This window comes from Streptomyces sp. B21-083 (assembly GCF_036898825.1).
Classification (GTDB): Bacteria; Actinomycetota; Actinomycetes; order Streptomycetales; family Streptomycetaceae; genus Streptomyces.
In genome coordinates, this window is the sequence record NZ_JARUND010000001.1 from 601300 (window position 1) to 624564 (window position 23265).

The window sequence follows — 23265 nt, forward strand, 5'->3', positions numbered from 1 at the left end:
CCTCAGGCCGTCGCCCGGGCCGCCGCCCGTCCCGCCGCGCGGCCCGAGAACAGGCAGCCGCCGAGGAACGTACCCTCCAGGGCGTTGTAGCCGTGCACACCGCCGCCGCCGAAGCCGGCCACCTCACCGGCCGCGTACAGCCCCTCGACGGGCTCGCCCGTCGTGCCCAGCGCGCGTGAGTCGAGGTCCGTCTGGATGCCGCCGAGGGTCTTGCGGGTGAGGGTGTGGAGTTTGACGCCGATGAGCGGGCCGGCCTCGGGGTCGAGGATGCGGTGCGGGGAGGCGGTGCGGCCGAGCCGGTCGCCGATGTAGCGGCGGGAGTTGCGGATGCCCTGGACCTGCGCGTCCTTGCTGTACGGGTTGGCGATCTGGAGGTCGCGGGCCTCGATCTGGCGGCGCACCCGGTCCACGTCGAGGAGCGGCTTGTCGGTCAGCCCGTTCATCTTCACGACGAGTTGGTCGAGGGAGCCCGCGACCACGAAGTCCGCGCCGTGTTTCACGAAGTCGGCCACCGGGCCGGGGGCGCCCTTGCCGAGGATGCGTTCCTTGAGGAAGGCCTTGCGGTTCTTGGCCGTGATGTCGGGGTTCTGCTCGGAGCCCGAGAGCGCGAACTCCTTCTCGATGATCCGCTGGGTGAGGATGAACCAGGAGTGGTCGTGCTCGGCGATGTCCTCGGTGGTGCGCAGGTACTTGAGGGTGCCGAGGGTGTCGTACCCGGGCAGGCAGGGGTCGGGGAGGCGGCGGCCGAGCGCGTCGAACCACATGGAGGACGGGCCGGGCAGGATGCGGATGCCGTGGCCGGGCCAGATCGGGTTCCAGTTCTGGATGCCCTCGGTGTAGTGCCACATGCGGTCGCGGTTGACGAGGCGGACTCCGGCCTCGGCGCTGATGTCGAGCATCCGCCCGTCGACGTAGGCGGGCACCCCGGTGACCATGTTGGCCGGCGCTGTGCCGAGCCGCTCGGGCCAGTAGCGGCGCACGATGTCGTGGTTGGCGCCGATGCCGCCGGTGGTGACGACCACGGCCTGGGCGGTGAGTTCGAAGTCGCCGATCCGCTCCCGGTTGGAGGCGACTCCGCGCGCGGAGTCGTCCTCGGCGAGGACCGTGCCGCGTACACCGCGCACGGCGCCCTCCGTGACGACGAGTTCGTCGACCTGGTGGCGGTGGTAGAAGGTCAGCAGTCCGGCGCGGGACGCCTGCTTGGCACTGAGGACGAACGGTTCGACGACCCCGGTGCCCGTGCCCCACGACACATGGAAGCGGGGTACGGAGTTGCCGTGCCCGTGGGCTCGCAGGTCACCGCGCTCCGCCCAGCCGACCGTCGGCAGGAACGAGATGCCGTGACCGGCGAGCCAGGACCGCTTCTCCCCGGCCGCGAACTCGACGTAGGCGCGGGCCCATTTGACCGCCCAGGAGTCCTCGTCGTCGACCCGGTCGAACCCGGCGCTGCCCTGCCAGTCGCTCCAGGCGAGGTCGAAGGAGTCCTTGATGCCGAGGCGCCGCTGTTCCGGGGAGTCGACGAGGAAGAGCCCGCCGAAGGACCAGAAGGCCTGCCCGCCGAGGTTGGCGGCGTTCTCCTGATCGACCAGTGCGACCCGTCGGCCCTTGCTGGTCAGCTCGTGAGCCGCGACCAGTCCGGCGAGGCCGGCTCCGACGACGATGACGTCCGCGTCCATGGCGATTGTTCCCTCTCTCATCCGCCGCTGCGCGCGGTCGGGTTGTCACGGCCGTCGGTGAGCAGTGCGGTGAGCAGCTGCTTGAGCCACGCGCGCGCGTGCTCGACGTCCTTGTCCAGCAGCAGTTGGGTCGTGACCCCGTCGTACGCGGCGATCACCGCGTGGGCGGCGCCCTCGGTGTCGCCGAGTACGACGGGCAGTTCGGTGTGTCCGGTGGCCCGGGCGAGCCGGTCCGCGACGGCCCGCCGCAGCCGCTCCCGGTGTTCCAGGAGCGTCTGGGCGACGGCCGGGATCCGGGCCGCGTGAACCAGGAAGTCGGTCTTGACCAGCAGCCAGTCCAGGTCGAGCAGCAGGACCTCGGTGACCCGGTCGACGGCCGCGGGGACGTCGAGATCCGGGCCGTCCAGGGCGAGGACGCCCGCGACCTGGTCGGCGATCAGACCGGCGCGGTCCGTGTAGAGGGCGAAGAACAGTTCGTCGAGGCTGTCGAAGTTCGAGTAGAAGGCGCCTCTGCTGTAGCCGGCGGCCTCGCAGACCTCCTCGATCGAGACGCGCCCGAACCCCTTCGCGGCGAACACCGCGAAGGCGGCCTCCAGCAGGTTGGCCCGCGTCCGCACCCGGCGCTTGGTCACCCGCCCCGTCGTTCCCTCGACCGCCATGTCCGACCCTCCGTTCGATACGCGAATGTATCCGATACATCGATGTATCCAAAGGGTTCGGGACAGACGAAATCTCGCCACCCCCACCCAGCCTTGCCATCCCTAAATAGGAACGCGCATTCGAATATGGGAGTACGCTGATGCCATGACCGCGCATCTCCAGGGTTCACTCTTCGACCAGACCGACGAGGTCCGGCTCGGCACCCTGGCCGGAATGCGCCGTACGCCACTGGGTCACGGCGCCTGGATCGACGAACTGTCCGGCTGGCTGCACGGAGCGGACTCCCTGTTCGAACAGCTGGCGGCCGAGGTCCCCTGGCGGGCCGAGCGCCGGAAGATGTACGACCACGTCGTGGACGTACCGAGGCTGCTGGCCTTCTACGGCGAGGCGGACGCGCTGCCGCACCCGGTGCTGTCCCGCGCGCGGGACGCACTCTGCGCGCACTACGCCGCCGAGCTCGGTGAGCCGTTCGCCACGGCCGGGCTGTGCTACTACCGGGACGGGCGGGACAGCGTCGCCTGGCACGGGGACCGGATCGGGCGCGGTGCGCGCGAGGACACCATGGTCGCGATCCTCTCCGTCGGCACGCCGCGCGACCTGCTGCTGCGGCCGGTACGCGGCGGCGAGACGGTGCGGCGCGCGCTGGGGCACGGGGACCTGATCGTGATGGGCGGCTCCTGTCAGCGGACCTGGGAGCACGCCGTTCCCAAGAGCACACGGGTCACGGGTCCGCGCATCAGCGTCCAGTTCCGGCCGCGCGGAGTGCGGTGAGACACCGAGGGGTGTGCCCCGTCGTGATCCACTCCGGCGCCGTCTGCTTTGCTGTGCGTCATCCGGCAGCGAACTGCAGAACGGGAAGATCATGCGGGCAGACGTCCAGCAAGTCGCCGATGGCATTTACCTCGTACACGGGAGCAACACCAACTGGGTGATCCTCACCGAGGGGGACGCCGCCACCCTGATCGACACCGGATACCCCGGCGACCGGCAGCTGGTCCTCGACTCGCTGGCGCAGGTGGGCAGTTCACCGGAGGCGGTGGCGGCGATACTCGTCACGCACGCCCACAACGACCACATCGGCTCGGCCGAGTACCTGCGCTCCACGTACGGCACGCCGGTGCTGACGCACGAGGCCGAAGTACCGCACGCGCGCCGGGACTTCCTGCACCAGGTGACCGTCGGGGAGGTGCTGAGGAACGGGTGGCGGCCGGGTGTGCTCCCCTGGGCCGTGCACGCGATCCGCTCCGGCGGCACCGCGCAGGTGCCGGTCGCCGAGCCGCTGCCGTTCCCGGAGGCGCTCGACCTGCCGGGCGGGCCCGTCCCCGTCCACACCCCCGGGCACACCGACGGGCACTGTGCCTTCCACCTCCCGGACGCCGGGGTCGTGGTCTCCGGCGACGCCCTGGTCAGCGGGCATCCGACCTCGCGGCTCAAGGGCCCGCAGTTGCTGCCGGACATGTTCCACCGCGAGCGAGCGCGTGCGCTGGCCTCGCTGGACCTGCTGGCGAAGCTCCCGGGCGATGTCGTACTGCCCGGGCACGGGCCCGTGCATCACGGCAGCGTGCTGGAGGCGGCCGGGCAGGCGCGGGAGCGGGCGATGTGAGGCGGCGCTCTACAGTGAGGTGACGATCACCAGCAAAACGAGAACGGTCGAGCCATGGCATTGCAGATCAGCGCCACCAACCCCGAGCATCCCGCACTCCTGCTCGAACTGCCGTGGGACCTCCCCCTGGAGGAGTGGCCCGACCGCTACCTCGTCCCGCTGCCGCGCGGTATCTCCCGGCACGTCGTGCGCTACGCACGCGCCGGCGACGAGGTGATCGCCGTCAAGGAGCTGGCGGAACGTCCCGCCCTGCGCGAGTACGAACTGCTGCGGGACCTGGACCGGCTCGGCATCCCGGCCGTCGACCCCCTCGCCGTGGTCACCGGGCGGGTCACCGACGAGGGCGGCGTCCTGGAGCCGGTGCTCATCACCCGGCACCTCGGCGGGTCGATGCCGTACCGCTCGATGTTCGAGACGACGATGCGCCCGGCCACCATGCACCGTCTGATGGACGCGCTGGCCGTCCTGCTGGTCCGGCTCCACCTCGCCGGGTTCGCCTGGGGCGACTGCTCCCTGTCCAACACCCTCTTCCGGCGCGACGCGGGCGCCTACGCCGCCTATCTGGTCGACGCCGAGACCGGCGATCTGCACCCGCAGCTCAGCGACGGACAGCGCGAGTACGACCTCGACCTCGCCCGGGTGAACATCAGCGGTGAGCTGCTGGACCTGGAGGCCTCCGGGGCGCTGCACCCCTCCGTGGACCCGATCGAGTTCGGCATGGAGATCTGCGCCCGCTACCAGCGGCTGTGGCAGGAACTGACCCGTACCTCCGTCTACCCGGCGGGCAAGTACCACTACATCGAGCGCCGGATCCGGCGTCTCAACGAGCTCGGTTTCGACGTGGCCGAGATGCAGATCGAGCACTCCTCGAACGGCGACACCGTGACCTTCGTGCCGAAGGTCGTCGACGCCGGTCACCACCAGCGGCAGCTGCTGCGGCTGACCGGGCTCGACACCGAGGAGAACCAGGCGCGGCGGCTCCTGAGCGACCTGGAGTCCTGGATGGCCACCCAGGACGACTACGAACCGGGCGACCCCCTGGGTGCCAGCCCGGAGGTGCTCGCGCACCGGTGGGTGCGTGAGGTGTTCCGGCCGACCGTCCGGGAGGTGCCGCGCGAGCTGCGGGGGAACGTGGACCCCGCCGAGATCTACCACCAGTTGCTGGAGCACCGCTGGTTCCTCTCCGAGCGGGCGCAGCACGACATCGGTCTGGACACGGCGGTCAAGGACTACATCGTCAACATCCTGCCCAAGGCCCGCCAGGCACTGCCCCTGCCCACGGACGAGGCGGCGCCGCCCGTCTGAGTCAGTCGTGCGGGACCACTGCGACCGGGCAGTGCGCGTGGTGCAGTACGCCGTGGGCGACCGAGCCGATCCGCGCGCCCACAGCCGAGCGGTGGGCGCGCCGCCCGACGACCAGGAGCTGCGCGCGCGAGGCCACCGAGAGCAGCACCTCCCCCGCGCTGCCCATCTCCACCTGCTGGGTGACCGGCACCTCGGGGAAGCGTTCGCGCCACGGCTCCAGCGCGGCGGCGAGCGCGTTCCTCTCGTACGGTTCCAGCCCCCCGGCCTCGTCGAGGAGCTTCATCGAGCCGGGGCTGTACGCGAACACCGGCGGCAGGCTCCACGCGCGGACGGCACGGACGGCCGCGCCACGGGCCGCCGCCGCCTCGAACGCGAACCGCAGGGCCGGCGTGTTCTCCTCCGGGTCGCCGTGCTGCCCGACGACGACCTCACGCCCGGCTGCCTCGTCGGAGGGGCGGTCCTCGGCGCGGACGAGGACGACGGGCCGCTCGGACTCGGCGATCACGTGCTGGCCGACCGAGCCGATCAGGAACCCGACGACGGCCCCGTGGCCGCGGGAGCCGAGCACCAGCATCTCGGCCTGCGCCGCGGCCTCGGCGAGCGAGTGCGCAGCGCCGCCCTCGACCACGTCGACGGTCATGTCCAGCCCCGGATGGCGTTCGGTGACGCTCCGGACGGCCTCGTCCACGCCCTCCCGCACCCACTGGTCGTGGGTCTCCCGGGTCCCGGCCCCGAACGCCTGGTCCGGCACCGGCTCCCAGGCGTGCACGACCCGCAACGCGAGGTCCCGGCGGACGGCTTCCCTGGCCGCCCAGGCGAGCGCGGCGTGACTCTCGGGCGTTCCGTCCACCCCTGCCGTGATCGGGCGCGTCATACGGTTCCCTCCGGGTCGTGATCATGGGTGCGTACCGGACCCAGTCTTCACTACGCTGCACTCATGACCTTGGAATGGGAACAAGTGATCGTGGACGCGGCGGACCCGGCCGCACTGGGACGCTGGTGGGCCGAGGCGCTCGGCTGGTCGGTCGTCGACGACTCCCCCGAGGAGTACGAGATCCGGCCGACGCCCGACCAGCTGCCCGGCCTGCTGTTCGTACGGGTCCCGGAGACGAAGTCCGTCAAGAACCGGCTGCACCTCGACTTCCGGCCCGACGACCAGCAGGCCGAGGTCGACCGTCTGCTGGCCCTCGGAGCACGCCACGCGGACATCGGCCAGGGAGAGCAGCCCTGGACCACGCTCCTGGACCCGGAGGGCAACGAGTTCTGCGTGCTCAGCGCACGGAAGAGCTGACCGGAGCGAAGCGCGGCGATCGAACATACGATGGGCCGGAGCGGCTCGGCACCCGGCTGGCGCCGCCCGGTGACTCGAACCGCTCGGGGTGGGAGACGTATGGCACAGGCCGCGGACACGACGCGGACCGTCATCATGACCGTGGACGACGACCCCGGGGTCTCCCGGGCCGTCGCCCGTGACCTGCGGCGGCGGTACGGCGAGTCGTACCGGATCGTGCGCGCGGAGTCCGGCGAGTCCGCGCTGGACGCGCTGCGCGAGCTGAAGCTGCGCGGTGATCTGGTGGCGGTCATCCTGGCCGACTACCGCATGCCCCAGATGAACGGCATCGAGTTCCTCGAACAGGCCCTGGACGTCTATCCGGGCGCGCGCCGGGTACTGCTCACCGCGTACGCGGACACGAGCGCGGCGATCGACGCGATCAACGTCGTCGACCTCGACCACTACCTCCTCAAGCCCTGGGATCCGCCGGAGGAGAAGCTCTACCCGGTGCTCGACGATCTCCTGGCGGCCTGGCGGTGCAGCGACTTCCGGCCGGTGCCGAGCACCAAGGTGGTCGGTCACCGGTGGTCGGCCCGCTCGTCGGACGTACGGGAGTTTTTGGCCCGAAACCAGGTGCCGTACCGCTGGTACTCCACCGAGGAGCCCGAGGGGCAGCGGCTGCTCGCGGCTTGCGGCCAGGACGGGCAGCGGCTGCCGGTCGTCATCACGGCGGACGGATCGGCACTCGTCGAGCCGGAGGTGCCGGAGCTGGCCGCCCGGGTGGGGCTGGCGACGACGCCCACGGCCGACTTCTACGACCTCGTCGTCATCGGCGGCGGACCGGCCGGGCTGGGCGCTGCCGTGTACGGGGCCTCGGAGGGGCTGCGGACGGTGCTGGTGGAGCGGTCGGCCACCGGCGGGCAGGCCGGTCAGAGCTCGCGGATCGAGAACTATCTCGGCTTCCCGGACGGGGTGTCCGGCGGCCAGCTCACCGACCGGGCGCGGCGCCAGGCCACCAAGTTCGGCGCCGAGATCCTCTCCGCGCGTGAGGTGACCGGCCTGGAGGTGAGCGGCGCGGCGCGGCTCGTGCGGTTCGCGGACGGGTCGGCGGTCGCCGCGCACAGCGTGATCCTGGCGACCGGTGTGTCGTACCGGCAGTTGGAGGCGCCGGGCGCCACCGATCTGTCGGGTCGCGGGGTGTTCTACGGGTCGGCGCTGACCGAGGCCGCCGCCTGCCAGGGCCACGACATCTATATCGTCGGCGGCGCCAACTCGGCCGGGCAGGCGGCGATGTACCTGTCCAGGGGCGCCAAGTCGGTCACGCTGCTGGTGCGCGGAGCGGACCTCACCGCCTCCATGTCGCACTACCTGATCCAGCAGATCGCCGAGTCGCCGAACATCTCGGTGCGGGCCCGCACGGTCGTCGAGGCCGCGCACGGCGGCGACCACCTGGAGCAGCTGACGTTGCGCGACACGGTGAGCGGGGAGACCGAACTGGTCGACGCGCAGTGGCTGTTCGTGTTCATCGGCGCGGCCCCGCTGACCGACTGGCTGGACGGTACGGTGCTGCGGGACGAGCGCGGGTTCATCCTCGCCGGGCCCGATCTGACCGCCGACGGACGGCCACCGGCGGACTGGGAGCTGGACCGGCCGCCGTACCACCTGGAGACCAACATCCCCGGCGTGTTCGTCGCCGGGGACGCTCGCGCGGAGTCGGCCAAGCGGGTCGCGTCCGCCGTCGGAGAGGGAGCCATGGCCGTGATGCTCGTACACCGGTATCTGGAGCAGTCGTGAGCGGCCGGCTGATGCCGTGCAGCCCGGGGGAGATCCGCTCGCTGTTCCTCTTCGAGAAGCTCGCCCCGGAACAGCTCGGCAGGCTGTGCAGCGAGGGACGGGTGGAACTGTTCGACGCCGGGCCGGTGTACACCGAGGGCGACCCGGCCACCTGCTTCTACGTGATGATCGAGGGCACGGTCGTCCTGTCGCGGCGGGTCGGCGTCGACGACGTCGAGGTGAGCCGCACGTCCCAGTCGGGCGTGTACGCGGGCGCGATGCAGGCGTACCTGGAGGACGGGGAGCCGCAGCGGTACAAGAACTCGATGCGGGTCACCGAACCGACGCGGTTCTTCGTGCTGTCCAGCAGCGGCTTCGCGGCCATCATGCAGGAGTGGTTCCCGATGGCGGTCCACCTCCTGGAGGGACTGTTCTTCGGTTCGCAGACCACCCAGCGGGCGATCGGGCAGCGGGAGCGGCTGCTCGCGCTGGGCTCGTTGTCCGCCGGGCTGACCCATGAGCTCAACAACCCGGCCGCCGCCGCCGTACGGGCCACGTCGTCGTTGCGCGACCGGGTGGCGCACATGCGGCAGAAGCTCGGGATCATCGCCTCGGGTCCCTACCACCGCGATGCCCTGAAGTCCCTGGTCGAGATCCAGGAGCGGACGGCGGAGCGGGTCGCCAAGGCGCAGGCGCTGAGCCCGCTCGAAGCGTCCGACCGGGAGGACGAGGTCGCCGACTGGCTCGACGACCACGGCATCCAGGGCGGCTGGCAGATCGCGCCGACCTTCGTGCAGGGGGGCCTGGACGTCGGCTGGCTGGAGCAGGTCGCGGCGGCCGTCGACGAGGAGATCCTCCAGGCCGCCATCGGGTGGCTCAACTACACAGTCGAGACCGAACTGTTGATGTCCGAGATCGAGGACTCCACCACGCGCATCTCGCACCTCGTCGACGCCGCCAAGCAGTACTCGCAGCTGGACCGCGCCCCCTACCAGGTCGCCGATGTGCACGAACTCCTCGACAGCACCCTGCTGATGCTGTCGGGGAAGATGGGTACGCGCGTCAAGGTCGTGAAGGAGTACGACCGTTCGCTGCCGAGGATTCCGGCCTACCCCGCCGAACTGAACCAGGTGTGGACCAACCTGATCGACAACGCGGTCTCCGCGATCGACAGCGCGGGCGGGGAAGGGACGCTGACCGTACGGACGGCGCTGGTGCACGACCGGCTGCTGGTGGAGTTCCGCGACACGGGACCGGGAGTCCCGGCGGAGATCCGCGGCCGGATCTTCGACCCGTTCTTCACCACCAAGCCGGTGGGCGAGGGGACGGGGCTGGGCCTCGACATCTCCTGGCGCATCGTCGTCAACAAACACCACGGCGACCTGAAAGTCGAGTCCGTACCCGGCGACACCCGCTTCCAGGTCCTGCTCCCCCTCACCGCCGTGGACTCCGAGACCGACACCGACCCCGACCCGGCCGTGGGCTCCGCCCCGGCCCAGGAGCCCTCATGACGAAGGACACCGGAATCGACCCCAGCGTCCCGCCCAGCGGGGCGGGATGCGTCGAGTGCGACGCCGTCGGCGGCTGGTGGTTCCATCTGCGGCGCTGCGCCCAGTGCGGCCACATCGGCTGCTGCGACGATTCGCCCTCCAAGCACGCCACCGGCCACTTCCGGGACACCGGCCATCCGGTGATCCGCAGTTACGAGCCCGGCGAGGCCTGGTTCTGGAACTTCGAGACGTCCGAGCTCTACGAGTCCGGTCCGGCCCTGGCGCCCCCGGCGAGCCACCCCGCCGACCAGCCCACACCGGGACCGGCTGGACGCGTGCCGGCGAACTGGGCGGAGACGCTGCGCTGAGGCCTGACCGGCCAGGGCTGTCAGTGGTGCGTGTCAGGATTGGTCTGTGCCGCAGAACCTGTACGACACTCCACTCATCGGCCGGGACGACGAGCTGAGCCGTCTCGACGGTGTGCTGGACCGTGCCCGTGTCCGTGAGGCCCGTGCCGTGCTCATCGCCGGGGACGCAGGGGTGGGCAAGACGCGGGTGCTGGCGGAGGCCGCCGGGCGGGCCTCGGACCGGGGAATGACCGTGCTCACGGGGCACTGCGTCGATCTCGGTGACGTCGGGCTCCCCTATCTGCCGTTCACCGAGATCCTGGGCGTGCTGGCCGCCGACGAGCGGTTCGCGGAGGCGCTCGCCGCACATCCCGTGGTCGGGCGGTTGCTCGGCGGCGGGGCGGACGACGGGGTGCGGGACGCCGGCGGGCGGCTGCGGCTGTTCGAGGGGATGGCCGGGCTGCTGGCCGCCGTCACCGAGGTCGCTCCGCTGCTGCTCGTCCTGGAGGACCTGCACTGGGCCGACCAGTCGTCCCGGGATCTGCTGCGGTTTTTGCTCAGCCGGGGTGTGCTCCAGGGTCCCGCGGGCGGCGCGCCCGGCCACCGGCTCGCGGTGTTCGCGTCGTACCGCGCGGACGACCTCCATCGCCGCCATCCGCTGCGCCCCCTGCTGGCGGAGCTGGTGCGGCTGCCCGCCGTGGAGCGGCTGGAGCTGCGGCCGATGGCCGACGCCGAGGTGGCCCGGCTGGTGCGTGCCCTGGGCGAGGGGCCGCTGCCCGACATGACCGTCCGCCGGATCGTCGAGCGGGCCGAGGGCAACGCGTTCTACGCGGAGGAACTGCTCGCGGCCACCGACGCGGAGTCCGGGGGCGTACCCAGCGGGCTCGCCGACGTTCTCCTCATCCGCTTCGAGCAACTGAGCGACACGGCCCAGCAGGTGCTGCGTACGGCGGCCGTCGCGGGGCGGCGCGTCGAGCACGAGTTGCTGAGCGACGCCGTCCGGCTGCCCGAGGACGAGCTGGAGTCGGCGCTGCGCGAGGCGGTCGGGCGCCAGTTGCTGGTCCCTGGTGAGGGCGACACGTACTCCTTCCGGCACGCGCTCGCCCGTGAGGCCGTGTACGCCGATCTGCTTCCGGGGGAGCGGTCGCGACTGCACGGGGCGTTCGCGCGGCTGCTGGCCGGGCGGGGCCGCCCGGCCGAGAGCGCGGCGGAGCGGGCCCACCACTACCGGGAGAGCCACGACCTCGCCGAGGCGCTGACAGCGTCCCTGGAGGCAGCCGATCACGCCCATCGTGTCGGCGCGCCCGCGGAGGAGCTGCGGCAGCTGGAGGCCGCCCTCGACATGTGGCCGGCGGTGGAGGCGGACGCTCGCCCCACGGGCGAGGGTCTGGACACGGTGACGCTGATGCTGCGGGCGTCGGCCGCGGCGGCGCACGCCGGGGACTCGCACCGCGCGGTGTCACTCACCCGGGCCGCTCTCGCCGGGGTCGGCCAGGACACGGCCGCCGAACTCGCGGCCCGCGTCCGCTACACCCTCGCCGACAACCTCATGAGCATCGACCACCTGGCGGCGGCGTTCGCGTACAGCAGTGAGGCACTCGCCCTGATCCCGGCCGAGCCTCCGTCGCGGACATGGGTGTGGGCGGCGGCCACGCATGTCATGGCGGCACGGCAGATGGGTGACAACGAGACTGCGCTGCGGGTGGCCCGGCAGGCCCTCTCCGTCGCCGAGGAACTGCAGGCCCTCGACGCGCAGGCCGACCTCATGATCTCCGTGGCCGGTCTCGAAGCGGGCGGCCGGCGCACGCCCGGGGCCCGCGAGCAGCTCCGGGAAGCCCGGGAACTGGCCCGGCGGGCAGGCTGCACACCGGTGGAGATGCGCGCGCTGTTCAATCTGGCGATCGGCTCCTTCGAGTCCGGTCTGCTGGAGGAATGTCTGCCGTGGCTCTCGGAGGGCCTGGACCGCGCCCGCCGCGTCGGCCTCCTGTCCTCGCCGTACCCCCTGGAGATGCGCTATCTGCACGCCCTGGTGCTGTACACCCTGGGCCGATGGGACGAGTGCGCCCGCGCGGCGGCGGCCGACACCGAGGTGCTGCCCGCGACCGCCGGTTACGTGACCGGGCCTTCGCTGTACGTGGCACTGGCACGCGGTGACCTGGGCGCCGTGGACCGCGCCCGGGCTCTCCTCGACGGCCCGTTCGACTGGATGGCCACGCTGGTCGCGAGCGTGGTGCTCACGGACGCCGCCGCTCTGGCGGGTGACCCCGAGGGGGCCGTGGAGCGCGTGCACAGTACGGTGAAGGCGCTCACCGACGACGCCGGGGCGCGTCCGGAGGTCGCGGTCCGGCTCGTCGCCCTCGCACTGGCCGCCGTCGCCGACACGGCCGTCCAGCTCCGCCGGACCGGCGACGAGGCGGGGATCGCGCGCTGGACGGACACGGCGGCCGAACTGTTGGAGCTGGCCCGGTCCCGGGGCGCGATCGGCCGTGACGGATCCCCGCAGGGCCCGGAGGGACACGCCTGGCTGGCCCGTGCCGAGGCGGAGTGGGCCCGGGCGACGGCCGGCCCGGAAGCCGAGGCGTGGGAGCGGGCGGTCACGGCGTTCGGCTTCGGCGATGTCTACGAACAGGCGCGCTGCAGAAGGCGGTTCGCCGAGGCCCTGCTGGCGGACGGCCGCCGTGAGGAGGCCGCCACGCAGGCTCGCGCGGCACGGGGGACGGCGTTGCGCCTGGGCGCCGCACCCCTGCTCCGGGACGTGGACGCCCTGATCCGCCGAGGCCGGCTCATGGACCCCTCCCCCGCCGGGGACACCGGCGGCGCCTCGGCTCCGACCCCGCTCACCGCCCGTGAACAGGACGTCCTTCGGTTGCTCGCCCTCGGCCGCAGCAACCGTCAGATCGGCGAGGAACTGTTCATCAGCGGCAAGACGGCGAGCGTCCACGTGTCCAACATCCTGGCCAAGCTGGGCGCCGCGAGCCGCGGGGAGGCGGTGGCGGTCGCCTACCGGCAGGGGCTGATCCCACCGGCCTCGACGGCGGCGACGGCGGAGCCGGCGCCGGATCCGCGCTGACGCGAAGCCCTGACCGCCCCGCTTCTACTGTTCCGCCCTGACGAAGGACCGGATCGCCGTCGCCGCCGCCCCTCGGGCCCACTCCTCGAAGGGCAGCGGCCGGATCAGCAGCTCGCAGCGGGCGGCGGAGCCGAAGGCGGTGGCGGTGAACGCGTCGCGGATCTGGTCGGCGAACAGGTCGTACGCGGCCAGTCCCTCACCGGAGATGATCACGCGCTCGGGGCCGAGCAGATTGGCGACGGTGGCGATGCCCCGGCCGATCGCCTCCCCCGCCCGCGCGTACACCTCCCGCGCTCCGGGGTGGCCCGCGTGGGCCAGGGCGACGGCCTCGGCGCTGTCCACGACCTCGGAGCCCGTGACCTCCCGGACCCGGGCGACGATCTCCGCGTCCCCCGCGAACGCCTGGAGGCAGCCCCTCTTGCCGCAGTGACAGGGCGGGCCCGCCGGATCGACGACGAGGTGCCCGATCTCACCGGCCACGCCGTGCGTCCCCTCGACCACGCGCCCGTGGACCACGAGCCCGCAGCCGATGCCCGCGCCGACGGTCACCACGGCGAAGTCGGACAGCCCCACCCCGGCGCCGAACCACTGCTCGGCGACGGTGAGCGCGCGCACGTCGTTGTCGACCGTGACGGGCAGCCCCGTGGTCATGGCGGCCAGTTCTCCGAGCGGCATGTCACGCCACTGGAGGAACGGCGAGTAGCGTACGGCGCCCTCGGCGCGGTCGATCTCTCCGGCGAGGGCGATACCGCAGCCCAGTACGGGCACCCCGAAGCCGTCCGCCTCGGTGAGCAGCTCCCGGACCAGCTCGGCGACCGAGGCCAGCACCGACTTGGGGGTCCGGGCGGTCAGCGGTATGTTCCGGGCGACCCGGATACGGCAGCACAGGTCGGTGAGCACGCCGAAGATCTCGTCGCCGGTGATCTTGATGCCGATGAACAGTGCCCGGCCGCCGTCGACGCGTACGGCGTTCGCGGGGCGTCCCGGTCCGGGACGGGTCTCCACGTCCTCGTCCTCGACCAGATAGCCGGCCTCGATCAGCGGGCGGACCGCCTTGGTGACGGCGGCGGCGGACAGCCTCGCGCGCCGGGCCGCGTCGGCGCGGGTGAGGGGGCCGTGGGACAGGACCGTGGTGAAGATCAGCGAGGCGGCCGGCGTGCGGGCCGGAAACGCCTCGGCACGGAAGGGCGAGGACATGGCCGGGAACCTAGCTTATTTTCCCCTGTCAATGAAAGAAGCACTGAGAAGACGAACCATCTATGGAACGGCATCTAGACTTGCGAAAGGCCGATACAGGCATCCCATTGACACAAGATCCATGGTCGCGCTTGGCTTCGCCGAGTAACGCCAGTACCACGAACGTGAGGCACCATGCCGCTGATCTCCCACTCCCCGGACACCGGGGTCTGGCTGCTGACCACACCGCGCACGTCGTACGCGCTGCGGATCGACGAGACCGGCGCGCCGTGTCACCTGGCGTGGGGTCCGCGGCTGACCCTCGCGGAGGCGGGCGCGCTGGTCGCTCCGGCGCGGGACACGTCGAGCAGCTTCGAGGGCCGGACCCCGGTGGGCGAGGAACTCCCCGTCGACGGCGGCACCCGCTACGGGCCACCCTCGCTCCAGGTGCGGTACGCGGACTCCTCCCGCGGCTTCGAATGGGTGCCGACCGGTCATCGTGTCCTCGAACCGGCGGCCGGGGTGAGCGAGTTGGTGCTGGAGTTCCGCGACCGTCTGTACCCCCTCGACGTCGCGCTGCACTACACGGTGCGCACCGACACGGACGTCATCGAGCGCCGGACCGTGCTGCGCAACGCCGGTGACGAGCACGTCGACCTGCTGCGCGCCGACTCCGCCGCCTGGACGCTGCCGCCGCTGCGCGGCTACCGGCTCAGCCATGTCACCGGCCAGTGGTCGGCCGAGAGCCAACTGCGGCGCGACACACTGCCGTTCGGTGAGACGGTACTGACCAGCCGACGCGGCATCACCAGCCATCACGCCAACCCCTGGGTCATGCTCGACGCGGGCGAGGCGACGGAGGAGCACGGCCGGGTGTGGAGTGCCGCCCTTGCCTGGAGCGGGAGTTGGCGCATCACCGCGCAGCGCACCCCCGACGGGCTGGCCGGGTTCACCGGGGGCGTGGGCCATGAGGGTACGAGTGTTCCGCTCGCGCCGGGCGAGGAGTTCACCACGCCGGTGTTCGCCGGGCTGTGCACGGACGGCGGGTTCGGGGCGGCGAGCCGCGCCTGGCACACGTACACGACGACCCATGTGCTGCCCCGGGCGCGGGAGTCGGCGCCCGTGCTCTACAACTCGTGGGAGGCCACCGGGTTCGACGTCGACGAGGCGAGCCAGCTGGCGCTGGCCGAGCGGGCCGCGCTGCTCGGGGTGGAGCTGTATGTCGTCGACGACGGCTGGTTCGGGGCACGGCGCAGCGACCGCGCGGGGCTGGGTGACTGGACGCCGACTCCGGAGCGCTTCCCCGAAGGGCTCAAGCCGCTGGCCGACGCCGTGCACGGGCTGGGCATGCGGTTCGGGATCTGGGTCGAGCCGGAGATGGTCAATCCGGACAGCGACCTGTACCGCGAGCACCCCGACTGGGTGCTGCACCTTCCCGGCCGGGCCCGCACCGAGCTGCGCAACCAGCTCGTCCTGAACTTCGCGCGCGACGAGGTGGCCGAGTGGGCCTACGGCTGGCTGACGCGGCTGGTCGGGGACCACGGGGTCGACTTCCTCAAGTGGGACATGAACCGCGCGTTCGGCGAGTCGGGCTGGTCGGGAAGGCCGGACGGCGACGACCTGCTGTGGACGCGGTACGTGGCGAATCTGTACGACGTCATCGACCGGCTGCGCGCCGACCATCCCGGACTGCGCGTGGAGACCTGCAGTGGCGGCGGCGGCCGGATCGACCTCGGCATCCTGTCCCGTACGGACCAGGCGTGGACGTCCGACAACACGGACGCCGTGGACCGGCTGGTGATCCAGCACGGGTTCGGGCAGGTGTATCCGGCGCGTGCCATGTCCGCCTGGGTGACCGACGTGCCCAATCAGCTCACGGGGCGTTCGGTGCCGTTGCGGTTCCGTTTCCATGCGGCGATGTGCGGGCTGCTCGGCATCGGCGGTGACCTCACCCGCTGGTCGGAGGAGGAACTCGCGGAGGGCGCGGCGCTCGTCGCCGAGTACAAGACGGTGCGGCACCTGGTGCAGCACGGTGAGCTGTACCGGCTGTCGGGGCCGCTCGGGGAGGAGCCGACGGCTCTGCAGTACGTCGGCGAGGACGCGGCCGAGGCCCTGGTGCTGGGCTTCCGCCACGGCCCCCGGCACGGTCTTCCGCGGATTCCGGTGCGGCTGCGGGGCCTCACCCCCGGCGCCCGCTACCGGGACGCGCGCACGGGCGCCGTCCACCACGCGAACGTGCTCGGCGACTACGGGATGCGGCTCGACCTCGCGCCCGGCGACTGGTCCAGCACGGCCGTGCACCTGGTGCGGGTCGAGGAGGCATAGCCGGCCTGTGCCCCGGTCGGCTTTCCTGGCGCCCGGGGAACCGCGGCGGCCCGGCCGTGCGTTACAGGGGCAACGCCCCCGAGGGCGCGAACGACGACCCCAGGGCAGGCGCGATGAGCGAGTTGGTCCCCGGGGGCAACACGCCCCTTCCGGGCGGCACCCTCACGTTCCGGGTGCCGGGCCCCTTCGATGTGAGCGCGCTCGTGACGGACGACGGCGGCAAGGTCGGCGGCGACGCCGACTTCGTGTTCTACAACCAGCCGGCCGCACCGGGAGCCCGGCTCCACGGCGACACCCTCACCGTCGACCCGGCGGCCCTGCGGCCCGGCGCCACCCGGGTCACGGTGGTGGTCAGCGCGGCCGATCCGGGTACGGCGCTGGGCGGGCTCCCCGCGCCCACCCTCCATGTCACCGGCCCCGGAGGCCGCCCGCTGGCCCGGTTCACGCCGCCGCGCCCGCAGCGGGAGACGGTCCTGCTGCTGGCGGAGCTGTACCGGCGAGGCGCGGGCTGGAAGCTGCGTGCGCTGGGCCAGGGGTACGCGGACGGACTGGCGGGCCTGGCCCGGGACTTCGGGGTGGACGTCGCGGACGACGCCTCCTCGGTGTCGGCCTCGCCGGGGTCCGCCGCGCCGCCTTCGACGGCCGGTGCGCGCCTGCGTACACCGGCCCGGCTGTCCGGCGCCGCCTCCCGGCTGTCGGGCGCGGCCTCCCGGCTGTCGGAGGCGGCTTCCCGCCGGTCCCGGTCGACGGGCGGCCCGTCGTCGGCCGAGGCCGCCGGGTCGGCTCCCCCGGCCGCCGGAGCACCGGGCCCACTCACCCCCTCCGACGGGTTCCTCGGTCTCGTCAACTCGGCCCGGGCCGCTGCCGGTTCTCCGCCCGTCTCGCTCGACGGGCGGCTCGGCGCCGCCGCGCGGGCGCACGCCGCCGACATGGCGTCGGCCGGCCGCCTCGGCACCGAGAGCCGGGACGGCACCTCCGTCCACCAGCGCGTCACCGACACCGGGTACTCGTATCTGACCGTCGGCGAGCACCTGGTCTCCGGTCCGCGTACGCCCGAGGAGTTCGTCGACTACTGCCTGCGCACGGAACAGGCCCGACGCACCCTGCACGACCCCGCGTTCACCCAGGTCGGCCTGGCGTACGTCACCGGGTCCCGTACGGGTGACACGTACTGGACCGCCGTGTGGGCCCGGCCTCTCCGGACCGGTGACCTGGCGCGAACGGCCGCCGAGGTCACCGACCTCACCAACCGGGAGCGGGCGCGGGCGGGGCTGCCGCCGCTGGCCACCGACGCCCTGCTCACCCGGGCCGCGCAGGCGCACAGTACGGACATGGTGGTCCGCGCGTTCTATTCGCACACCGGGCCCGACGGCAGCCAGCCGTGGGACCGGGCCGCCGCGGCGGGGTCCACCCGTCGGACGATCGGCGAGAACATCGCGTGCGGGCAGCGCTCCCCCGCCGAGGTCGTGGAGGGCTGGATGAACAGCCCGGGACACCGCGCCAACATCCTCAAACGGGAGTTCACACACATAGGCATCGGTTTCGCGGGCGGCGGCAAAGCGGGCACGTACTGGACCCAGCTGTTCGGCGCCTGAGGCGCCTGCCCCCCTTTCCGCGCGTTCTCCTGGCGGAACGCCACCCTCCGGGACACGATGCCCGCATGAAGGGTGACCTCTTTTCCAGTGAGTACATGGTGCAGCCGGCCACAGCGCCCGGTATGACCGCCGAGAACGCCAAGTCGATCAAGTACGCGGTCAACGGTGAGATGTTGGCCCGCCAGGGCGCGATGATCGCCTACCGCGGCAACCTGCAGTTCGAGCGCAAGGGCCAGGGCGTCGGCGGCATGCTGAAGCGCGCGGTCACGGGCGAGGGGCTGCCTCTGATGACGGTGCGCGGGCAGGGCGAGGCCTGGTTCGCGCACGAGGCGCAGAACTGTTTCATCGTCGAGATCGACCCGGGTGACATCTTCACGGTCAACGGACGCAACGTGCTGTGTTTCGACGCGTCTTTGACGTACGAGATCAAGACCGTGAAGGGGGCTGGGATCAGCGGCGGGGGCCTGTTCAACAGTGTCTTCACCGGGCAGGGGCGGTTGGGGCTGGTCTGCGAGGGCAATCCGCTGGTGATCCCGGTGTCGCCGCAGTATCCGGTGTACGTCGACACGGACGCGGTGGTGGGCTGGACGGCAAGCCTGCAGACGTCGCTGCACCGTTCGCAGTCCATCGGCTCGATGATCCGCGGCGGTTCCGGCGAGGCTGTCCAACTCATGCTCCAGGGCGAGGGGTTCGTCGTCGTCCGGCCGAGCGAGGCGACTCCGCAGAAGGCCCAGCAGCACTGACGCATCCGCGACTCGCACCTCGCACGTGATCTGTGTCGCACAGGCAACCTCAGCGCCGTCACCGCCGTCTTGACTGACGACAGCACAGAGCCGCCCCGGCCCGAACCGGCCGGGGCGAATTTCCGGCACGCTATACACACCGTGTATACGCTGAGCGTATACCGAAAGGGTTGTATGTACGGCAAGGCATTCGCCCCCGAGTACCAGGGCGCGCTCACCAGCCTCTCGGTGAACTCCTCCCTGGTCGACGTGCTCGCCGCGGGCACCGAGCAGCTGGCCGCCGCCGAGCAGGCGGGGCAGACCGGCGAGGCCGCCCGTTCCGGACTCGCGGTCGCCGAGGCGCACCGGCGGCTCGGGCAGGTGGGCGACGCCGACCGGGCCTGGAAGGCGAGCTACCGCGCGGCCCGGGCGGCCGGGGACACCCCGGCGATGGCGTGGGCCCTGTGGAGCGGTGGCACCCTGGCCCGCCAACGCGGCGCGTTCCCGCTGGCCCGGCGACTGCTGGGACTCGCGGCGGAACTCGGAGAGCGCGGCGGCGACATCGTCGTACGCGGCTACTCGCTCGCGGGGCTGGCCGAGACCGGGCGTATCCAGGGCGACTACGAGGCGGTCGGCCGGCTGCACGAGCAGCTGCTCGCCGAGGCGCGCAGGCGCGGTGAGGCGCGGCACACGGTGTGGGCGCTGGAGGGCATCGCGCAGATGCATCGCAACACCGGCTCGTACGACAGCGCGTACGCCATGTTCGAGGAGGCGGCCGAGATCGCCGAGCGGGCCGACGACCGGCGCGGCCACGCCTGGGCGTTACGCGGGCTGGCCGACATCGTGTCCGTGCGCGACGGGGACGCGGAACGTGCCCTCGCCCTGCTCACGGAGGCGGAGAAGAGCTGCACGGAGATGAATCTGATCAGCGCGCTCGCCTACAACCACAAGATGCGCGGCAACGTCCTCTACCGCGCCGGGCGTTACACCGAGGCGCGCGACCTGTACACCACGGCCCTGGCGGAGTTCCGCGCCATGAGCGAGCCGCGCGGTGAGGCGCTGTCCCGCCTCGGGCTGGCCAAGTCCCTGGCCCGCCTGGGCCACGACCGCGCCGAGACGGCCACCGAACTGGCCGAACTCGCCCGCGAGCTGGACCGCATAGGGCTGCGGCACGCCCACGCCATGGTGGCCCGGGCGCAGACCGAACTCGGCCTCGACACGGACGCGGAGGCCGCACGATGACGCCGTCGGCCTCCGAGGTCCTGGCACCGGCGGCTCCGTCCGTGCCCCAGCTCCTCGACCGGTGCCGTGACCTGGTGCGTCCGGCGCTCACCGAGGCCGTCGACCGGCTGCATCCGTGGCTGGGCGAGATGGCCGCGTACTCCTTCGGCTGGTGCGAGGTGGGCGGGGGGCCCGCCGAAGCGTCCGGCGGGAAGGGCGTACGCCAGGCGCTGGCCGTTCTCGGGGCGGAGGCGGCCGGGGCGCCTCGGCGGTCCGGAATCGCGGCGGCCGTCGCGGTGGAGCTGGTGCACACCTTCTCGCTGCTGCACGACGACATCATGGACGGCGACCAGACCCGGCGCCGTCGCGCCACGGTGTGGAAGACGTACGGCACCGGGCCGGCCGTGCTCGCCGGCGACGCGCTGTTCGCGCTGGCGGTGGAGACCCTCGCGCTGACTCCGGGCGGCCCGGCCGGGATGCGCCTGCTGTCGGCGGCGCTGTCGGACGTGGTGTCCGGGCAGGCCGACGACCTGCTGTTCGCGATCCGTCCGTGGACCGGGCCCGAGCGGGTGCGACCCGGGGAGTACCGGTCGATGGCCGAGCGCAAGACGGGCGCCCTGCTCGGCTGCGCGCTCTCCCTGGGGCCCGCTCTGGGCGGCGCCCCTCCGGCGACGACGGCAGCGCTGGAGCGAGTGGGACGGCACGCCGGGACGGCCTTCCAGATCGTCGACGACGTACTGGGCATCTGGGGCGATCCCGACATGACCGGCAAGCCCGTCCACGGCGATCTCCGGGAGCGCAAGAAGTCGTACCCGGTACTGGCCGCGCTCGACGCCCCGGTCCCCGCCGCCCGGCGGCTCGCCGCGCTGCTGGAGTCCGTCGAGGTGCCCGACGAGGCGCTCGCGCGCCGGGCGGCGGCGCTCGTCGCGGAGGCGGGCGGCCGTACGGCGGCCCTCGCGGAGGCCCGTCGACACCTCGCCGCCGTCGAACGCGGCCTGGACGAACTGGAGTTGGCGGGACCGCCGCTCGGCGGGCTGCGGGCGCTGCTGGGCTTCCTCGTGCGCCGGGAGGCATGAGGGGGCGGAGGAGATCCGGTGGAAAGATCGCGTACGGGCCGTCACTCACCGCTCGTGAAAGTCCCCATTTCTTCGCACACCCGCTCGCCGCAGATGAATAAAAGGAAAATCGGGCCCGGGAGTTGCGGAATAATTGAACAGACCCCGTCACACCCCTCGTACCTCTGGGAAAGGTGAAAGCCAGGGGTTCAGCGAGGGATGGCCATGGTCAAGGCGCACGTCTCCACACACGAGTTGGTGGCCGGAAGGTACCGACTCCTCGATGTCGTCCATCGCGAAACGAACCGGGTCTCCTGGTACGGCGAGGACACCTCGTCCGAGCGCCCGGTCGTCCTCACCCAGATCCAGCTCCCGCCCGATCCCCGGGAGCAGACCGCACGCCGGGCCATCGCCCGGGTGATGCGCGCGTCCGAGATCCTCGGGCTGGTCCTGCCCGGCCGGGTGGGCGTCGTGATCGACGTCCTCGAGGAGTTCGGCACCCTGTGGACGGTCGCCGAGTGGATCGACGGCACACCGCTCAGTGAACTCCTCGAACGGCAGGGCACGTTCAACTACGTTCGGGCGGCGCGCATCACCCTCGAAGTGCTCGACGTGCTGGAGGCCGCGCACCGCGAGGGCATCGTGCACGCCGAACTCAGCCCCGGCCAGGTGTTCGTACGGGACCAGGGGCCGGTCGTGGTGACCGGCTTCGGTCTGGCGGGCGCCACGTCCGCGTCCCGGGTCGGCGCGCCCTCGTACGCCTCGCCGGAGCAGGCCCACGGCGCGCGCGCCGACCCGTCGGACGACCTGTGGGCGCTCGGCGCGCTCCTCTACGCGATGGCCGAGGGACGGCCGCCCTTCCGTGACCGGGGGCGGGCCGACGCCACGCTCAAGGCGGTCGACCGGCTGCCGCTGCGCAGCCCGGTGCGAGCCGGTCCACTCACCCAGGTCATCCAGGGGCTGCTGCGCAAGAACGCCCGGGAACGGCTGACCGCGCCGGTGGCACGGGACGCCCTGCTGCGCGTCATCAGGGACGAACCCGACACCTCGGACGAACCACTGCCCTCGGTCCGGCCGCGCGACGCCGGGGGCGGTGCCGGAGCGCGGCGCGTGGGCCGGAACGGGAACAGGAGCGCCGCCCGCAAACTCGTTCTCGCCGGTACGGCCCTGGCCGTCGTCACGGTCGCCGTGCTCGCCACGACCGACAACCTGCCCGGCATCGACGCCTCGGCATCCGGCGTGGACACCACTCCGTCCGTCGCCGCCCCGGCCCCGTCCCTCCCCTCCACGGGCGGCAGCGCTCCCCTCCCCGACCAGACCCCCGAACCGAGCCCCTCCCCCTCCGCACCGGCCTCACCGGCACCGTCGGCGCCGCCCTCCACTCCTCCCGCGCCCAGCCCCACCCCCTCGGCCACCGGCGGTACCGCCCAAGCCCTGCCGGCGGGGTTCCAGGTGTACAACGCGCCGGAAGGGTTCGTCATCGCCCTCCCCCAGGGGTGGAAGCGGCTGAGCGAGGACGTCTCCCCCGGCAACGTCGCCTACCGCATCGTGTTCGGCGCCGACGACGACCCGCGCACCCTGACCGTCACCTACAGCCAACTGCTGCGCCCGGACCCCGTGGCCGTATGGCGCGACGACGTCCAACCCGACCTGATCCGGGCGGACATCGGCTTCCAGCGGATCGGCGCGATCCGGGCGACGACCTATCACGGCCGGAGCGGGGCCGACATGGAGTGGCTGTCCGACTTCGAGGGCACCCGCATACGGACGTTCGGCCGAGGCTTCCTCACCGGCGAGAAGACGGGCTACTCGCTGCGCTGGACGACACCCGCGGCCGACTGGAACGACACCGTCAACCGGCAGGCTCTGGACACCTTCCTGCGGACCTTCAGAGAGTGAACGGCGTCCAGCCATGGGCGGGTACACGTGTCGACCACCGGGCGTACGGACCCGGTGACAGGCCGGGATCCGGGT

General features: G+C 72.3%; 18 protein-coding genes. 14 read left to right on the top strand and 4 right to left on the bottom strand.

From position 1 onward, the window contains the following. Positions 1 to 2: 2 nt before the first annotated feature. Positions 3 to 1676, bottom strand: a complete 1674-nt coding sequence (locus QA861_RS02750; RefSeq protein WP_334586567.1) for an FAD-binding dehydrogenase — start codon at positions 1674 to 1676, stop codon at positions 3 to 5. Positions 1677 to 1693: 17 nt separating this feature from the next. Next, the gene (locus QA861_RS02755; protein ID WP_334586568.1) at positions 1694 to 2335 is read right to left on the bottom strand and encodes a TetR/AcrR family transcriptional regulator; all 642 of its coding nucleotides are present in this window, start codon (positions 2333 to 2335) and stop codon (positions 1694 to 1696) included. A gap of 145 nt (positions 2336 to 2480) precedes the next feature. Here QA861_RS02755 and QA861_RS02760 point away from each other — a divergent pair, with 145 nt between their 5' ends. The 3 genes from QA861_RS02760 to QA861_RS02770 all read left to right on the top strand — a co-directional run bounded on the left by QA861_RS02760 (position 2481) and on the right by QA861_RS02770 (position 5244). Then, positions 2481 to 3107 (top strand): alpha-ketoglutarate-dependent dioxygenase AlkB, encoded by a 627-nt coding sequence (locus QA861_RS02760; RefSeq protein WP_334586569.1) that lies wholly within the window; start codon positions 2481 to 2483, stop codon positions 3105 to 3107. A gap of 91 nt (positions 3108 to 3198) precedes the next feature. After that, positions 3199 to 3939: an MBL fold metallo-hydrolase gene (locus QA861_RS02765; RefSeq protein WP_334586570.1), complete on the top strand. Its 741-nt coding sequence runs from the start codon at positions 3199 to 3201 to the stop codon at positions 3937 to 3939. Between the two features lie 54 nt (positions 3940 to 3993). Next, positions 3994 to 5244 carry a DUF4032 domain-containing protein gene (locus QA861_RS02770; protein ID WP_334586572.1) on the top strand — a complete coding sequence of 417 codons (1251 nt, stop codon included), beginning with the start codon at positions 3994 to 3996 and terminating at the stop codon, positions 5242 to 5244. Position 5245: 1 nt separating this feature from the next. Here QA861_RS02770 and QA861_RS02775 read toward each other — a convergent pair whose 3' ends face one another. Then, positions 5246 to 6118, bottom strand: a complete 873-nt coding sequence (locus tag QA861_RS02775) for a universal stress protein (protein ID WP_334586573.1) — start codon at positions 6116 to 6118, stop codon at positions 5246 to 5248. Between the two features lie 63 nt (positions 6119 to 6181). Between QA861_RS02775 and QA861_RS02780 the strand changes: the two genes are divergently transcribed. The 5 genes from QA861_RS02780 to QA861_RS02800 all read left to right on the top strand — a co-directional run bounded on the left by QA861_RS02780 (position 6182) and on the right by QA861_RS02800 (position 13197). Then, positions 6182 to 6535, top strand: a complete 354-nt coding sequence (locus QA861_RS02780; protein WP_334586574.1) for a VOC family protein — start codon at positions 6182 to 6184, stop codon at positions 6533 to 6535. Positions 6536 to 6634: 99 nt separating this feature from the next. Further along, positions 6635 to 8311 carry an NAD(P)/FAD-dependent oxidoreductase gene (locus QA861_RS02785; protein ID WP_334586575.1) on the top strand — a complete coding sequence of 559 codons (1677 nt, stop codon included), beginning with the start codon at positions 6635 to 6637 and terminating at the stop codon, positions 8309 to 8311. Further along, on the top strand, positions 8308 to 9801 hold the full coding sequence (locus QA861_RS02790) for an ATP-binding protein (protein WP_334586576.1): 1494 nt from the start codon (positions 8308 to 8310) through the stop codon (positions 9799 to 9801). Before QA861_RS02785 ends, QA861_RS02790 begins: the two co-directional genes overlap by 4 nt. Continuing rightward, positions 9798 to 10148, top strand: coding sequence for a UBP-type zinc finger domain-containing protein (locus tag QA861_RS02795; RefSeq protein WP_334586577.1), 351 nt, complete (start codon positions 9798 to 9800; stop codon positions 10146 to 10148). The genes QA861_RS02790 and QA861_RS02795 overlap by 4 nt, the downstream gene beginning before the upstream one ends. A gap of 46 nt (positions 10149 to 10194) precedes the next feature. Then, positions 10195 to 13197 carry a helix-turn-helix transcriptional regulator gene (locus tag QA861_RS02800; protein WP_334586578.1) on the top strand — a complete coding sequence of 1001 codons (3003 nt, stop codon included), beginning with the start codon at positions 10195 to 10197 and terminating at the stop codon, positions 13195 to 13197. A gap of 24 nt (positions 13198 to 13221) precedes the next feature. On the opposite strand, the gene QA861_RS02805 is transcribed toward QA861_RS02800, so the two are convergent. Beyond that, positions 13222 to 14394 (bottom strand): ROK family protein, encoded by a 1173-nt coding sequence (locus tag QA861_RS02805; RefSeq protein ID WP_334586579.1) that lies wholly within the window; start codon positions 14392 to 14394, stop codon positions 13222 to 13224. A gap of 174 nt (positions 14395 to 14568) precedes the next feature. Between QA861_RS02805 and QA861_RS02810 the strand changes: the two genes are divergently transcribed. The 6 genes from QA861_RS02810 (at position 14569) to QA861_RS02835 (ending at position 23190) form a co-directional block, all read left to right on the top strand. Further along, positions 14569 to 16698 carry an alpha-galactosidase gene (locus QA861_RS02810; RefSeq protein ID WP_334586580.1) on the top strand — a complete coding sequence of 710 codons (2130 nt, stop codon included), beginning with the start codon at positions 14569 to 14571 and terminating at the stop codon, positions 16696 to 16698. A 113-nt stretch (positions 16699 to 16811) separates the two neighbouring features. Then, positions 16812 to 18293 (top strand): CAP domain-containing protein, encoded by a 1482-nt coding sequence (locus tag QA861_RS02815; protein WP_334590432.1) that lies wholly within the window; start codon positions 16812 to 16814, stop codon positions 18291 to 18293. Positions 18294 to 18358: 65 nt separating this feature from the next. Further along, positions 18359 to 19036 (top strand): AIM24 family protein, encoded by a 678-nt coding sequence (locus QA861_RS02820; protein ID WP_334586581.1) that lies wholly within the window; start codon positions 18359 to 18361, stop codon positions 19034 to 19036. A gap of 174 nt (positions 19037 to 19210) precedes the next feature. Continuing rightward, positions 19211 to 20257: a tetratricopeptide repeat protein gene (locus QA861_RS02825; protein WP_334586582.1), complete on the top strand. Its 1047-nt coding sequence runs from the start codon at positions 19211 to 19213 to the stop codon at positions 20255 to 20257. After that, positions 20254 to 21312 carry a polyprenyl synthetase family protein gene (locus tag QA861_RS02830; RefSeq protein ID WP_334586583.1) on the top strand — a complete coding sequence of 353 codons (1059 nt, stop codon included), beginning with the start codon at positions 20254 to 20256 and terminating at the stop codon, positions 21310 to 21312. The genes QA861_RS02825 and QA861_RS02830 overlap by 4 nt, the downstream gene beginning before the upstream one ends. 204 nt (positions 21313 to 21516) lie before the next feature. Further along, the gene (locus QA861_RS02835; protein ID WP_334590433.1) at positions 21517 to 23190 is read left to right on the top strand and encodes a serine/threonine-protein kinase; all 1674 of its coding nucleotides are present in this window, start codon (positions 21517 to 21519) and stop codon (positions 23188 to 23190) included. Positions 23191 to 23265 lie beyond the last annotated feature (75 nt).

Excerpts from the sequence above, each read along its gene's own strand:
- QA861_RS02750 (WP_334586567.1), bottom strand. The coding sequence starts at position 1,676 with ATGGACGCGGACGTCATCGTCGTCGGAGCCGGCCTCGCCGGACTGGTC.
- QA861_RS02755 (WP_334586568.1), bottom strand. The coding sequence starts at position 2,335 with ATGGCGGTCGAGGGAACGACGGGGCGGGTGACCAAGCGCCGGGTGCGG.
- QA861_RS02760 (WP_334586569.1), top strand. The coding sequence starts at position 2,481 with ATGACCGCGCATCTCCAGGGTTCACTCTTCGACCAGACCGACGAGGTC.
- QA861_RS02765 (WP_334586570.1), top strand. The coding sequence starts at position 3,199 with ATGCGGGCAGACGTCCAGCAAGTCGCCGATGGCATTTACCTCGTACAC.
- QA861_RS02770 (WP_334586572.1), top strand. The coding sequence starts at position 3,994 with ATGGCATTGCAGATCAGCGCCACCAACCCCGAGCATCCCGCACTCCTG.
- QA861_RS02775 (WP_334586573.1), bottom strand. The coding sequence starts at position 6,118 with ATGACGCGCCCGATCACGGCAGGGGTGGACGGAACGCCCGAGAGTCAC.
- QA861_RS02780 (WP_334586574.1), top strand. The coding sequence starts at position 6,182 with ATGACCTTGGAATGGGAACAAGTGATCGTGGACGCGGCGGACCCGGCC.
- QA861_RS02785 (WP_334586575.1), top strand. The coding sequence starts at position 6,635 with ATGGCACAGGCCGCGGACACGACGCGGACCGTCATCATGACCGTGGAC.
- QA861_RS02795 (WP_334586577.1), top strand. The coding sequence starts at position 9,798 with ATGACGAAGGACACCGGAATCGACCCCAGCGTCCCGCCCAGCGGGGCG.
- QA861_RS02805 (WP_334586579.1), bottom strand. The coding sequence starts at position 14,394 with ATGTCCTCGCCCTTCCGTGCCGAGGCGTTTCCGGCCCGCACGCCGGCC.
- QA861_RS02810 (WP_334586580.1), top strand. The coding sequence starts at position 14,569 with ATGCCGCTGATCTCCCACTCCCCGGACACCGGGGTCTGGCTGCTGACC.
- QA861_RS02815 (WP_334590432.1), top strand. The coding sequence starts at position 16,812 with ATGAGCGAGTTGGTCCCCGGGGGCAACACGCCCCTTCCGGGCGGCACC.
- QA861_RS02820 (WP_334586581.1), top strand. The coding sequence starts at position 18,359 with ATGAAGGGTGACCTCTTTTCCAGTGAGTACATGGTGCAGCCGGCCACA.
- QA861_RS02825 (WP_334586582.1), top strand. The coding sequence starts at position 19,211 with ATGTACGGCAAGGCATTCGCCCCCGAGTACCAGGGCGCGCTCACCAGC.
- QA861_RS02830 (WP_334586583.1), top strand. The coding sequence starts at position 20,254 with ATGACGCCGTCGGCCTCCGAGGTCCTGGCACCGGCGGCTCCGTCCGTG.
- QA861_RS02835 (WP_334590433.1), top strand. The coding sequence starts at position 21,517 with ATGGTCAAGGCGCACGTCTCCACACACGAGTTGGTGGCCGGAAGGTAC.